Consider the following 13260-nt stretch of genomic DNA (forward strand, 5'->3'; position numbering starts at 1 on the left):
AGCTATGCTGCTGATGTTTTGTATTGATGCCCGGCGTTGCGTCAGGAATCTTTTTGTGTCGCTGTGGTCTTGAGAGGGATGAGTTTGTCGCAGTTTACCTGGCCGGTTCGAGTGTATTACGAAGATACCGATAGTGGTGGCGTGGTCTACTACGCCAATTACCTGAAATTTATGGAGCGTGCGCGTACAGAATGTTTGCGGGCGCTGGGTTTCGAACAGGACAGGTTGCGAACCGAACAGGGTGTTCTGTTTACCGTGCACTCTGTCCAGGTCAACTTCCACAAGCCGGCGAGGTTTAACGATGCCCTCGAAGTGAGCGCCGCCGTCAGTGAGCAACGGCGTGCCAGTCTGATGTTTGACCAGCAGGTTCGCCGAGAGGGCGAATCATCCATACTATGTAGCGGGAAGATCAGGATTGCCTGTGTCGATGCGGGATCCTTCCGCCCATCCCCTATCCCCGTTTTTGTCCTGGAGGCACTGAAAGATGTCCGCTGATCTATCGTTTTTCAGTCTTATCAGTGGCGCCAGCCTCGTAGTACAGATGGTCATGTTCCTCCTGTTGGCGGTTTCGGTGATGTCCTGGACCATGATATTCCGCAAGCGCACTGCCCTCGCAGAAGCGCGCGAGGAAGCCGAGGCGTTCGAGGAACGTTTCTGGTCGGGTGGTGACCTGGCGACGCTGTATCATCAGGTCGCGCAAAAGGGTGAGTCGTTGCGTGGGCTGCCAAGCATTTTTGTGGCAGGGTTCAGGGAATTTACCCGTCTGCGCAAGCAAAACGGTGTTGACCCGATGGCCGTGGTCGAGGGCGCCCAGCGGTGCATGCGGGTTGCACTGTCACGTGAAGTCGATGAACTGGAAACTCATCTGTCATTTCTTGCAACCGTGGGTTCGACCAGTCCTTATGTGGGTCTGTTTGGCACTGTATGGGGAATTATGAATGCTTTCCGGGGGCTCGCCAATGTTCACCAGGCAACCTTGTCGATGGTGGCGCCGGGTATAGCCGAGGCGTTGATTGCCACGGCAATGGGTCTGTTCGCGGCGATTCCGGCAGTTATTGCCTACAATCGTTACTCCAACGATGTCGAGCGGCTGGAAAATCGCTACGACAATTTCCTCGAAGAATTTTCCACCATCCTTCAGCGTCAGGCGCATAACTGATTACGTATTATGGCCAGACAACGCCAGCGCAAACGACCGATGTCAGAAATCAATGTTGTTCCCTACATTGATGTCATGCTTGTTATGCTGGTTATCTTCATGATCACTGCACCATTACTGAACCAGGGCGTGGATGTTGAATTGCCGCAGGCCGATGCCGAGCCCATGGACAGTGACCAGAAAGATCCGCTGGTGCTGACAATTGATGCCGACGGGCGGTATTTTCTCAACATTGGCGATGATCCTGAGCAACCGATTGATGAGGGTACGCTGGTAGAGCGTGCCAGTGCGGTCCTCAGGCGACGTCCGGATGCTACAGTGATGGTACGTGGTGATGCCGACGTTGATTACGGTCGGGTGGTGGCTGCCATGGCATTGCTACAGCAGGCAGGCGCCAGGCGCGTTGGTCTGGTGACCGAACCCGTATCTGGAGGGGGAGGCTGAGATTCGCGAGCTACTGCGATTTCTGCGTAAATATCCGCGATCCTTTATCTATGCCGTGCTTGCCCATCTTGCACTGCTCGCGGTGCTGATGTTCAGTCTGGACTGGAGTCCGTCGCCCAGTACTGCGCGCAAGCCGGCACCGATACAGGCAATCGCGATTGATGCACGCAAGCTGGATGCAGAGGTTGAGAGCAAAAAGAAGCTCGAGGCGACCAGGCAGCAGGAAAAGCAGCGTGCCGAGCAGGCGCGGCTGAAGCGCGAGCAGGAAAAGAAGCAGCTCGCCGAAGAAAAACGCAAGGCGGAAGCCGAGAAAAAACAACGGGTCGAGGCAGCGCATAAACAGGCAGAAGTTGAAAAGAAGCGTAAGGCCGAGTTGAAAAAAAAGGCCGAGACCGAGAAGAAACGCAAGGCTGAAGCAGTACGCAAAAAGGCCGAGGCTGAAAAGAAACGCAAGGCCGAGGCAGTACGCAAAAAGGCCGAGGCCGAAAAGAAACGTAAGATGGAAGAAGCACGACAAAAGGCCGAGGCTGAAAAGAAGCGCAAGGCGGAAGAGGCGCGACAAAAGGCCGAGGCCGAAATGCGGGAACGCCTGGCAGCCGAGCAGGAACGTTTACGCGCGCAGCGCGACTCGGCAATGCAGCGTATGATTGACGAGTACGGCCTGTACATAAAAGAAAAGGTACAGCGAAGCTGGATTCGCCCCTCCGCTGGCAGTTCAAGCCTGTCGTGTGTGGTGAACGTCAGGCTGATTCCTGGCGGTGAGGTGGTTGATGTAAAGATTGTACGTGGGAGTGGCAATGCGGCATTTGACCGTTCGGTGGAGGCGGCCGTATTCAAGGCATCGCCCCTGCCGGTACCGCCGGATCCCGAGGTGATGGAGAAATTTCGTTCAATAACGTTTGAGTTCAATCCTGATTCATGAAAATACAAGCTTTGGTAAAACTGTCGTTCTTCGTCTCGCTGCTGCTGTCTGGTGTTGCGCATGCAGCGCTGACGATTGAAATCACTCAGGGTATGGAAGGCGCTGCACCGATCGCGGTGGTGCCATTCGATACCAGTAATAACCGTTATCCGCCACCGCAGGATGTATCCGGCATTATTGCGGCCGACCTTGCGCGCAGCGGTCGTTTTGCGCCTGTCGATGAACGCGATATGCTGTCAAAACCAAGTGATATCAAGCAGGTCCGTTTCCAGGACTGGCGAACACTGGGCGTGGACAACCTGGTTATTGGAAAGGTCGAGACAGCCGGTGATGACAAGTATCGCATCCAGTTCCGCCTGTTCGATGTATATCGTGGGCGTCAGATAACAGGTCACAGTATTCCCGCCACGGCAGCCCAGCTGCGATATGTCGCCCACCGTGTCAGCGACATTATTTATGAAAAGCTGACTGGCGAGCCGGGCGCGTTTGCAACGCACATTGCCTATGTCGAGGCAGAGAAGAAAGCGGACCATAAGGAATACCGTCTGTTGCTCGCCGACAGCGACGGGTTCAACGCGAGAACGTTACTGACCTCGCGCGAGCCGTTGATGTCGCCGGCCTGGTCGCCGGATGGTCGCCAGCTGGCTTATGTCTCCTTCGAGAAGCGCCGTGCTTCCGTCTTCATTCAGGATGCCTCGACCGGCAAGCGGCGCAAGGTGGCCGGGTTTGAGGGCATTAATGGTGCGCCGGCCTGGTCACCGGACGGGAGCCGGCTGGCATTGACCCTGTCACGTGACGGCAACCCGGAAATCTACACGCTACGGCTGAAAGACGGCCAGTTGAAGCGCCTGACTGTTGGCCCGGCGATCGATACCGAGCCGGCCTGGTCACCGGATGGAAGCAGTATAGTATTTACGTCCGACCGGGGCGGCAGCCCGCAGCTGTACCGGATGGCATCGAGTGGTGGGCAGGCGAAGCGCCTGACCTTTGAAGGCAGTTACAACGCCAGCGCAGATTTTTCACCGGACGGACGTCAGCTTGCGATGGTGAGCGGAGATCGTGGTCGTTATCGCATTGCCGTACTCGACCTGGACAGCGGGTTGCTGCGCGTGGTGAGTGACGGCAAACTGGATGAATCCCCCAGTTTCGCGCCCAATGGCAGTATGATTATTTATGCCACCGAGGCAGACCGTCGCGGTGTGCTGGCGGCGGTCTCCAGCGATGGCCGCATTCGGCAACGCTTGAGTGTTCAGAAAGGTGATGTGAGAGAGCCGGTATGGTCGCCTTATAACCGGCAGCGTTGAGTACAGACTGGATTCCCTGTTTAATTTTAGGTAAAGGAGCGTAACAATGAATTTGATAAAATTTTTGCTGGTTATGGCCACGCTGGGTTGGCTTGCGGCATGTAGTTCGACCGGTGGCAGCAAGGAAGGTGATGTAGCTGTCGAGGATCGGGGAGCGTCTGGTGGTTATGAAGGTGCAACCACGAGTGGTGCTACCGGCTATGGCGATTTAAGCATCGACTCATTGTCAGACCCCAACAGCCCATTATCGCAGCGGGTAATCTACTTTGCCTATGACAGCGATGAGGTCGCGGAACAGGACAGGGCGCTGATTGCCGCCCATGCGGCATTTTTATCCGCTAACCCGGACGTCAAGGTTTCGGTTGAAGGACATACCGATGAACGTGGCGCGCGCGAATACAATATTGCGCTTGGGGAGCGTCGCGCACAGGCCGTACGCCGTATGCTGGAGTTTCAGGGTGTCTCGCCACAGCAGATTACCACCGTCAGCTATGGCGAGGAAAAGCCCGCTGTCGAGGGTCACGATGAATCGGCCTGGAGTATGAACCGTCGCGTGGAACTGGTTTATGTGGGCTACTAGAAGCATCATTATAGCCGGCCTGTTGTTTTCGACGCCGGCCTGGTCGGTCAGCAAGTCAGAACTGGAAACCCGTATTCAGCAACTGGAACGAAAGCTGGACAGCAGGGGACTGGTTGAACTGTCTGACCAGGTTGCGGTGTTGCAGAAAGAAGTGCAGCAGCTGCGTGGCGAGCTGGAAGTGCAGGCACATGAGATGGACAGCCTGAAGAAACGGCAGCGTGATCTGTATGTCGACATCGATCGGCGCTTGCACCGCCTGGAAACAGCCGGTGTACAGAGCAGTGTGCCGGCACAAACAGGAGCCGCCGTGATCTCGTCGGGGAGTGTAAAGCCGCCTGTGGCTGGTATTGCGGTTACTCCGGCAGCTTCCTCGGCACCCTTGCCCGCGTCGGATAAAAGCGTTGTGAAAGTGGCCCCGGTGTCCACACTGGATCCGGCCGCTGAGCGCAAGGATTACGACAATGCGCTGGCCATCCTCAATGAGCTGCGCTACGACGAGGCTGCTTCGGCATTTCGCGAATTTCTGAAGAAATATCCGGGCAGCAGTTACGCCGACAATGCGCAGTACTGGCTGGGTGAGGTCTACTATGTCACACGAGACTTCAGGGCGGCGCTGGAAGAATTCGGAAAGCTGCTGGAGCGCTTTCCCGATAGCCCCAAAGTACCGGGGGCCATGCTGAAAATGGGCTATAGCCATTACGAGTTGAAGGACTGGAAGGCCGCAGCAGACTTGCTTGGGCAGGTGGTAAAGCGTTTCCCTGACAGTTCCACTGCCAGGCTGGCACAGAAACGCCTGGACCGGATGAAGCAGGAAGGCCATATCCCGGCAAAATAGCGCCTGTCACCGGCAGGGCCGCTGTAAGCGCTTTAGTGGTAAGATAATGGCATGCAGCCTGTTCTTCACACTTCATCGCATCAGCCGGCTGAGCGGCTCCGTGTCAGCGAGATATTTATTTCCCTGCAGGGCGAATCGACCACTATCGGCTTGCCTACGGTGTTTATTCGTCTGACCGGCTGTCCGTTACGTTGCCAGTACTGCGACACAGCATATGCCTTTCGTGGCGGCGAAATTATGGCAACCAGTGATGTTGTATCCCGGGTAGGAGACTACCAGGTGAAGCACGTCACAGTGACGGGAGGGGAGCCTCTTGCGCAACCTGCCAGCCTGCTGCTGCTGGAACGGCTGTGTGAGACGGGATATCGGGTCTCGCTCGAGACCAGTGGTGCACTGGACATCAGCCAGGTCGATACGCGCGTCATGAAAGTGATGGATCTCAAGACCCCCGCTTCAGGGGAAGTCGATAAAAACCGCTTTGAAAATCTGAAGTATCTCGTGCCGCGTGACCAGGTGAAATTCGTGATCTGTAATCGCGAGGATTACCTCTGGGCCTGCCAGATGCTGGAGCAGCACGCTATTGACCGACACTGCGAGGTGCTTTTCTCGCCGGCGTTTGGTCAGCAGGATGCTGCTACGCTGGCCGAATGGATCATTGCAGACCGACTCCCGGTGCGGTTCCAGATTCAGCTACATAAAATTCTGTGGGGCGATGAGCCAGGCCGCTGAGCGCAAAGCGGTGGTCCTGTTGTCTGGCGGGCTGGATTCAGCCACGACGCTGGCACTGGCGCGTGAGCAGGGCTTCGCCTGTTATGCTTTGAGCCTGGATTATGGACAGCGGCACCGTGCGGAACTCAAGGCAGCGCAGCGGGTGGCGAATGCAATCGGCGTCGTTGAACACAAGATAATTCCCCTGGATCTTGGGGCGTTTGGTGGCTCAGCACTGACAGACGCGAAAATTGAGGTGCCGGAGCAGTCTGCTGAAGGTATTCCGGTCACCTATGTGCCTGCGCGCAATACTGTTTTTCTTTCCCTGGCGCTTGGTTGGGCTGAAGTGCTGGGTGCGTGGGACCTGTTTATCGGTGTAAATGCGGTCGATTATTCCGGCTACCCGGACTGCCGGCCGGAATATATTGAGGCTTTCCAGCGTCTTTGTCGGCTAGCAACCCGGGCAGGTGTAGAGGGTGGTAATTTCACGGTACGGGCTCCGCTCATCAAGATGAGCAAGGCCGAAATCATCCGTACCGGGGTCGGTCTTGGGCTAGACTATGGGCTAACCATCTCCTGTTACGCTGCCGACAATGCCGGGCGGGCCTGTGGGAAGTGCGACTCCTGCCGGTTGCGGGCCGCAGGCTTTGCTGTAGCGGGAATTGATGACCCAACAGACTACCGGTCATGATCAGATTCATTCAGAGGAACCCACGTTATGACATTTGACAGTTTTGTCTCCGCGCAGTCCTTTTTTCTCTGGGCTGTTTTTGCGATTGCGCTGCTGATGGGCGCCATCGTCAATAAAACCAATTTCTGCACCATGGGCGCGGTGTCTGACTGGGTCAATATAGGTGATACCGGTCGATTCCGCGCCTGGTTGTTTGCCATTGCAATCGCTGTGCTGGGCGTGACCGCCCTGGAACCCTACGGGCTGGTTAATGCCGACGCCTCGTTCCCGCCGTATCGCGGATCGCAGTTAATCTGGGCCGAAAACCTGCTGGGCGGTATTATGTTTGGCATTGGCATGACGCTGGCCAGTGGTTGCGGCAACAAATGCCTGGTGCGTATTGGTGGCGGTAATTTCAAATCGATCCTGGTATTTGCAGTCATTGCGGTGGTTGCCTATTTCATGGTCAACCCGTTTCCCGATTCGGATCAGACGCTGTTTACCGTCCTTTTCTATAACTGGATTCGCCCGCTGGCGGTTGAGCTGGGTTCCAGCCAGGATCTTGGAACACTGGTCGCCGGCAGTGAAGGTGCCGCAAATGCACGCATGATCATTGGGGGTGCACTGGGGGTATTGCTGTTATTTATTGTCTTCAGTTCACGCAGTTTCCGTGGCAGTTTCGACAATGTGCTGGGTGGACTGGCTGTCGGTCTGGCAGTACTGGCTGCCTGGTACGTGACCAGTAATGTGCAGATCGACATCGACGGTGAGCAATACACCCTGCAATCTTTTGCCCAGCAGTGGGATTTCGTCGCTGATACGGATGAAGGGAAGCCAGCCGACACCCGACCCCTGATGCCGCAGTCTTTTACCTTTATCAATCCCATGGGGCAGACAGCCGGTTATACCGTGTCCGGTTTTAATTCCGCGTACCTGACTTTTGGTGTCATGGCTGTCGCTGGCGTGATCCTTGGTTCCATGCTCTGGTCGCTGCTGAGTCGCAGTTTCCGTTTTGAATGGTTCGTTTCGCTCAGGGACTTCTTCAATCATTTTATTGGTGCCATCCTGATGGGATTTGGCGGTGTGCTGGGACTGGGTTGCACCATAGGGCAGGGTATTACCGGTATTTCCACCCTGGCGCTGGGGTCGTTTATTGCTTTTATCGGTATAGTTCTGGGTAGTGCTCTGACAATGAAGATCCAGTACTACAAAATGGTGTATGAGGACGACGCCAGCTTTGCGGCGGCGCTGTTGACCTCACTGGTTGACATGCATCTGTTACCCAAGGCGCTACGACGGCTTGAAGCGGTCTAGTCAGGTAGCCTGCCAACGGCCCGGGCTTGTCATTTTTGGCCGGTTCGGTATCATGCCGGGCTTTCCGGGTCGTTAGCTCAGTTGGTAGAGCAGTTGGCTTTTAACCAATTGGTCATAGGTTCGAATCCTATACGACCCACCAAAATAAAACAGTTCCGGGGCTCTTTCCGAGCCCCGACTTTTGTGGCGGATCGGTGTCACGAACCATGATGTCATACTCCGCAGTACACTCACTGCTTATTCTGCGCTGGGACTATTGCAAATATATGACTGCTCTTCCAGGGGTTTGTCATAACATCGCAACGACAGGTGGACGAACGTAGGCGCTGGCGCCGGCATAACTGGCAGCATTGCCGAGCTGCTCTTCGATGCGTAACAGCTGGTTGTACTTTTCAACCCGCTCACCGCGGGCCGGTGCCCCGGTCTTGAGGTGTCCACTGTCCAGGGCTACGGTCATGTCTGCAATAAAACTGTCTACCGTCTCGCCGGAACGGTGTGACACAAAGGCCCCCCAGCCGTGGTTGCGCGCCAGTCGGGTGGCGGCGATGGTTTCTGTCAGGGTGCCAATCTGGTTGAGTTTTATCAATACTGCGTTGGCAATGTTTTCCTTGATGCCACGTGCGATGATTTCCGGGTTTGTGCAGAAAATATCATCGCCGACCAGTTCGATACGTGAACCGAGACGCTGGTTTAGAAGCTTCCAGCCTTCCCAGTCATCCTGAGCCATGCCGTCTTCCAGTAACACCAGCGGGTAATGTTGCGCGAGCTTATCCCAGTAATCTACCATCTCTATCGCTGTCAGGACGCGTCCCTCGCGGCGCAGCCGGTAGTGACCGTCTTTGAAAAATTCGCTGGATGCTGGATCACAGGCGATTCCAACATCCGTACCCGGCCGCAGACCAGCTTGCTGGATAGCCTGGGTAATTAATTCGAAGGGCTCCTCGTTGGAGCTGACGTGCGGGGCGAAACCCCCTTCGTCACCCACGCCGACGGACAACTGTTTGTCTTCCAGAAGGTCCCGCAATGTCTGGTAAATCTCGCTGCCCCATTCAAGGGCCTGATGGAAATTGCTCGCACCGAAAGGCGCGATCATGAATTCCTGGAAGTCAGCACCCTGCCAGTGTGCGTGCACGCCGCCGTTGAGTATATTCATATGTGGTACTGGCAGCCGCGTGGCGCCTGGGCCGCCCAGATACTGGAACAGTGCGAGGCCACTGTGCATGGCGGCGGCACGGGCAACCGCCAGTGAAACACCAAGCAGGGCGTTGGCGCCCAGCCGACCCTTGTTGGCAGTACCATCCAGCGCAATCATGGTGTGGTCGATCACCGCCTGCTGTCGTACATCACTGCCCATCAGCGCTGCAGCAATTTCTCCATTGACGTTGGCCACGGCATGAGTAACGCCCTTGCCGCGAAAACGTGTCTTGTCACCGTCTCGTAATTCAACAGCTTCACGGCTGCCGGTAGAGGCACCGGAAGGCACAGCGGCACGTGCGACCATGCCGGACATCAGTGTGCATTCAACTTCAACCGTCGGGTTGCCACGTGAGTCCAGTATTTCCCGGGCATGAAGTCCGGTGATCGCGCTGTCCATGGAACAACCTCCATTGTTACACCGGGCCAACCGTAGAACGCGGCGCCTTCATGTGTCTCTTCAACTGCTTTGCATTATCTGCGGTAATCATAAAGAATGGCAGTATGCCATACGTTTTTATACATTCACGCGACTGTTCCCCGGCCCCGCTTGCCCGCTGTTATCGCACATTGGTTGTATGAACACCACTTTTTGTGCGCAGGCGCGGCATTTTTATCTCGATGAGATGAATGACCACATCACTTACCGCACGCTGGCCGGGGGTGTACGCGACCCGCACCTGGCACAACTGTTACAGCGCGTGGCAGATACGGAGCTGCATCACGCGAATTTCTGGGCCGGACTGCTACGTCAGCATGACCAGCTGGTACCGAAAGTTCAGCCAAAACGCCTGCGATTGTGGGTGCTGCAACTGTTGCTACGGCTGGTCGGACCGGTATGGCTGGTATCGGCACTGGAGCTGGGTGAAACGGGCGCCGCCCATACCTATTACCGGGTATGGAATGAGGGCGTATTGAACGATGAGGAGCGCAATAGCCTGCGTGACATCATTATCGACGAGCTTGAACACGAATCGAGCTTTCGCGAGGAGCAGAATGCTTCGGCACTGGGCAACGTGCGGGATTTCGTGCTGGGCATGAACGACGGGCTGGTCGAGATTCTCGGTACCGTGACCGGTCTTTCAGCCGCCTATGCCGGCAATCTTCTGCTAGTGGCTGTCAGCGGACTGGTAGTGGGCGTTGCCGGTGCACTATCAATGGGTATAGGGGCTTTCATCTCCGTGCGTTCACAGCGCCAGATTAATGAAAGTACACGCGCACGAATGGAAATCCTGTTTGCTGTATCACCGCAGCGCGCCGTGGAGGAATACCGCGAGCGACTGCAAGGCTCGGGTCTTCCCGAGGATATCAGTGTTGAGGTTGCCGAGCGTCTTGGTACGCAGCAGGACGTACTGACGAAGCTGCTGTTCCAGGACAGCCCTGAGAATGAGTGGCGTTCGGCTTTCTTTACCGGTGGCGCCTATTTGTTCGGTGTCGCCTTCCCGGTATTGCCCTATTTCCTGGCTGACTCATCGCAGCAGGCAGTGCTGGGTTCCATTGGTTTTGCCGGTCTGGCGCTTGCCCTGGTCGGTGCTATGATTGCACTGGTATCCGGTATATCACTGCGTGGCAAGATTATGGAGATGGTCGTGTCCGGGTTTTCTGCTGCGGGGCTCGCCTACCTGTTTGGATACATCATGCAAGCACTGTTCGGTGTGGGGGTCTGAATGAAGACAGACTCACCACTTTATCTGCATTATAAGAAAAAACTCTCACAATCACCGGTATTCAGCGGGCTGTCAGATGAAATCCTGGCCGATATGCTGGGGGAGTTTCACCACACGACCTGGCGTCAGGGTGTTGTGACAGGCGGGGTTTCGTTAACAGAGCGTTTCTACCTGATTATTGATGGCCGCGTTAAAATTCAACGTATCGACGCTGCATCGGGAAACCGTATAACGCTTTTTTTACTGGGTCCGGGGGATGGATTTGATGTTATATCGCTGCTGGATAATCAACCGCACGAAATTTTACCAGTGGCACTTGACGATCTTCAACTGCTCAGCGCACCCAGGCAAACCGTGCGTGAATGGATAAGCTTGCACCCGGAGTTCAACCGGAACTTTCTGCCTTACCTGGGGGAGCAGATGCGCACAATCGAGGAACTGGCAACAGATCTTGCTACAAAAGATACCTTGACCCGGCTGGCCCGGCTGATTTTACGCCACACCATTCCTGGTGCATCCTCCGGGCAAGGTGGTCATTCCGTCAGACTGATCCATGACCTGCATCACGATGCGCTTGCGCATATGATAGGCGCGACACGGCAGGTAGTGAACAAGCATCTTAGGGCAATGCGTAATCAGGGCATTTTGGATCGTGACTCCCATCATCTGGTGGTAGCCGAGCTGGGAGCGCTGAAAGAAAAGGCCGAAAAGTTTTTGTCACGCGAATGATAGAGACAAGCATAAATTTTCAGGTTCCACACCCGATTTCGTTTTCACTGCAACAGCTAATGCCAGGTTGATAACCCGCTCCCGGAAACTATGAAGGTATATAATGAACAAACAGGGAAAATCTGAAACGAAGGCGTTTGGTCTTTTGAGTGCGGTCTTCCTTGGTATCGGTTCCATGGTGGGTGCCGGGATATTTATCGTGATTGGTGAAGCAGGCGCCATAGCGGGGAGCCTTGTCACAGTTTCTTTTCTGGTGGGTGGAATCATTGCACTGTTATGCGGTTACTCTCTGAGTAAACTTGCAGTTTACTACCCGAGCCGTGGTGGCATTATTGAATACCTGGTGCAGGGTTATGGTGAGGGTGTTTTATCCGGCTCGCTGGGCATTTTGTTTTATTTTGCCCAGTTGGTTGCGCTCGCCGCTGTGGCAAAATCCTTTGGTACCTATGCAGCCACTTATATGAGTGAAGGTGTTACGCCGCTGTACAGTAATCTTTTTAGCATCGGAATCCTGCTGTTTTTTGTATGTATAAATCTCATTGGCGCTGCACTGGTTGCCAGGGCGGAAAATATCATTGTTGTTATCAAGTTGGCCGTGTTGATTGCTTTTGCAGTCGCGGCCCTGTTTTTTATACATCCCTCGAATCTGGTTATTGACAAGGCACCGGAGCTTGTCAATATTTTCTACGCGCTGGGGCTTACTTTTTTTGCCTACCAGGGCTTTAGCGTTATTACTAACAGCGTTGAAGATATGCAAGACCCGAAAGAAACAATGCTTCGGGCCATGTTCTGGGCAATCGGACTGGTAGCGGTGCTTTATATTGCTGTTACGATTGCTGTGTTTGGGAATTTGCCACTTGATACCATTGTCAAGGATAAGGATTACGCGCTTGCTGAGGCTGCGAAACCCGCTTTTGGTGCGTGGGGGTTCAGGATTATGGCAGCAGCAGCACTCCTGGCCACAGCATCTGCAATCAATGCTACGCTCTATGCTGTGACGCAGATCAGTTATACCCTGGCCAAGGATGGCGATCTTCCCGAAGTCTACGACTACAATATTTTCCACAATACGGAGGGTCTGATAATCTCCGCATTGCTGATAACGCCGCTGATCCTGTTTTTTAATCTTGGGCAGGTGGCAACAATCGCCGCCATTGCAGTTCTTCTGATTCAGGGCTTTACCCATACAGGGCATCTTTTCAAGTACAAACAGACGGGCGCAAATCGTTGGTGGATTATGGCTGCCGTCACAGGAACATTCGGCGCGGCGTGGTTCGCTATCGCGTACACGTCGAAGTCCATGCCGCATATCATTTATTATATTGCCGGAATATTTTTCCTGGCATTCATTTTTGAGGTGTTGCTGCGTCTCTTGAACAACAGAACAGTCGGCAGGCAAATTGTGTCAACCCTCAAGACGTTGGAAGAAAACAGCTTAAAAAGACTGGAACGTTAAAGGGGTGTGATTACACGCCATGGCTGAGCGCCTGTAGTATTCTGACAATTACGAACTTGTGCTAGGGAAAGACTTCGGCAAAGCCATCTGCCTGTTCGGTTGTAGCGCTGTTGCCCCGCGACTGGCTGCCAGGTGCAGGGTGGTTACGTAGAACACGGGTTCAGTAGCTGAAGTGTGGCGTGTTGACAGGATGTGTTGTCTGCAACCCAAGTGACATCCCTTGATGTGGGTCATCAGGTAAGGTTGCGGCAGCGTTATCCGGGTAGCATCGCGACCTG

At 54.8% G+C, this 13260-nt stretch carries 14 protein-coding genes and 1 tRNA gene; 14 read left to right on the top strand and 1 reads right to left on the bottom strand.

Annotated elements, in window-relative coordinates; all coding sequences use genetic code 11:
* Positions 1–78: 78 nt before the first annotated feature.
* The 11 genes from ybgC to DFR30_RS03040 all read left to right on the top strand — a co-directional run bounded on the left by ybgC (position 79) and on the right by DFR30_RS03040 (position 8078).
* Positions 79–495, top strand: a complete 417-nt coding sequence (ybgC, locus tag DFR30_RS02990; RefSeq protein ID WP_132971260.1) for a tol-pal system-associated acyl-CoA thioesterase — start codon at positions 79–81, stop codon at positions 493–495.
* On the top strand, positions 485–1159 hold the full coding sequence (gene tolQ / locus DFR30_RS02995) for a protein TolQ (RefSeq protein ID WP_132971261.1): 675 nt from the start codon (positions 485–487) through the stop codon (positions 1157–1159). The genes ybgC and tolQ overlap by 11 nt, the downstream gene beginning before the upstream one ends.
* A 9-nt stretch (positions 1160–1168) precedes the next feature.
* Positions 1169–1603, top strand: coding sequence for a protein TolR (gene tolR / locus DFR30_RS03000; RefSeq protein ID WP_132971262.1), 435 nt, complete (start codon positions 1169–1171; stop codon positions 1601–1603).
* A gap of 55 nt (positions 1604–1658) precedes the next feature.
* Positions 1659–2525 carry a cell envelope integrity protein TolA gene (gene tolA, locus DFR30_RS03005; RefSeq protein ID WP_132971263.1) on the top strand — a complete coding sequence of 289 codons (867 nt, stop codon included), beginning with the start codon at positions 1659–1661 and terminating at the stop codon, positions 2523–2525.
* A complete protein-coding gene (gene tolB, locus DFR30_RS03010; RefSeq protein WP_207891789.1) occupies positions 2522–3829 on the top strand; it encodes a Tol-Pal system beta propeller repeat protein TolB in 1308 nt (435 codons plus the stop codon). Before tolA ends, tolB begins: the two co-directional genes overlap by 4 nt.
* A gap of 46 nt (positions 3830–3875) precedes the next feature.
* The gene (gene pal, locus DFR30_RS03015) at positions 3876–4409 is read left to right on the top strand and encodes a peptidoglycan-associated lipoprotein Pal (RefSeq protein WP_132971264.1); all 534 of its coding nucleotides are present in this window, start codon (positions 3876–3878) and stop codon (positions 4407–4409) included.
* The gene (gene ybgF / locus DFR30_RS03020) at positions 4396–5244 is read left to right on the top strand and encodes a tol-pal system protein YbgF (RefSeq protein ID WP_132971265.1); all 849 of its coding nucleotides are present in this window, start codon (positions 4396–4398) and stop codon (positions 5242–5244) included. The genes pal and ybgF overlap by 14 nt, the downstream gene beginning before the upstream one ends.
* A 51-nt stretch (positions 5245–5295) precedes the next feature.
* Positions 5296–5973 (top strand): 7-carboxy-7-deazaguanine synthase QueE, encoded by a 678-nt coding sequence (gene queE, locus DFR30_RS03025; RefSeq protein ID WP_132971266.1) that lies wholly within the window; start codon positions 5296–5298, stop codon positions 5971–5973.
* Positions 5957–6643, top strand: a complete 687-nt coding sequence (gene queC / locus DFR30_RS03030) for a 7-cyano-7-deazaguanine synthase QueC (protein ID WP_132971267.1) — start codon at positions 5957–5959, stop codon at positions 6641–6643. Before queE ends, queC begins: the two co-directional genes overlap by 17 nt.
* Positions 6644–6670: 27 nt before the next feature.
* Positions 6671–7936: a YeeE/YedE family protein gene (locus DFR30_RS03035; protein ID WP_132971268.1), complete on the top strand. Its 1266-nt coding sequence runs from the start codon at positions 6671–6673 to the stop codon at positions 7934–7936.
* Positions 7937–8002: 66 nt separating this feature from the next.
* Positions 8003–8078: transfer RNA gene (locus tag DFR30_RS03040), tRNA-Lys, on the top strand.
* A 147-nt stretch (positions 8079–8225) separates the two neighbouring features.
* On the opposite strand, the gene eno is transcribed toward DFR30_RS03040, so the two are convergent.
* Positions 8226–9530, bottom strand: coding sequence for a phosphopyruvate hydratase (gene eno / locus DFR30_RS03045; protein ID WP_132971269.1), 1305 nt, complete (start codon positions 9528–9530; stop codon positions 8226–8228).
* A gap of 178 nt (positions 9531–9708) precedes the next feature.
* Between eno and DFR30_RS03050 the strand changes: the two genes are divergently transcribed.
* The 3 genes from DFR30_RS03050 (at position 9709) to DFR30_RS03060 (ending at position 12982) form a co-directional block, all read left to right on the top strand.
* Positions 9709–10797 carry a VIT1/CCC1 transporter family protein gene (locus tag DFR30_RS03050; protein WP_132971270.1) on the top strand — a complete coding sequence of 363 codons (1089 nt, stop codon included), beginning with the start codon at positions 9709–9711 and terminating at the stop codon, positions 10795–10797.
* Entirely contained in the window at positions 10798–11526 is a 729-nt protein-coding gene (locus DFR30_RS03055; protein WP_132971271.1) for a Crp/Fnr family transcriptional regulator, read from the top strand.
* A gap of 103 nt (positions 11527–11629) precedes the next feature.
* Positions 11630–12982 (top strand): APC family permease, encoded by a 1353-nt coding sequence (locus DFR30_RS03060; RefSeq protein ID WP_132971272.1) that lies wholly within the window; start codon positions 11630–11632, stop codon positions 12980–12982.
* The last annotated feature ends 278 nt before the right edge of the window (positions 12983–13260 follow it).

This window comes from Thiogranum longum, from assembly GCF_004339085.1.
In the GTDB taxonomy this organism is placed as follows: Bacteria; Pseudomonadota; Gammaproteobacteria; order DSM-19610; family DSM-19610; genus Thiogranum; species Thiogranum longum.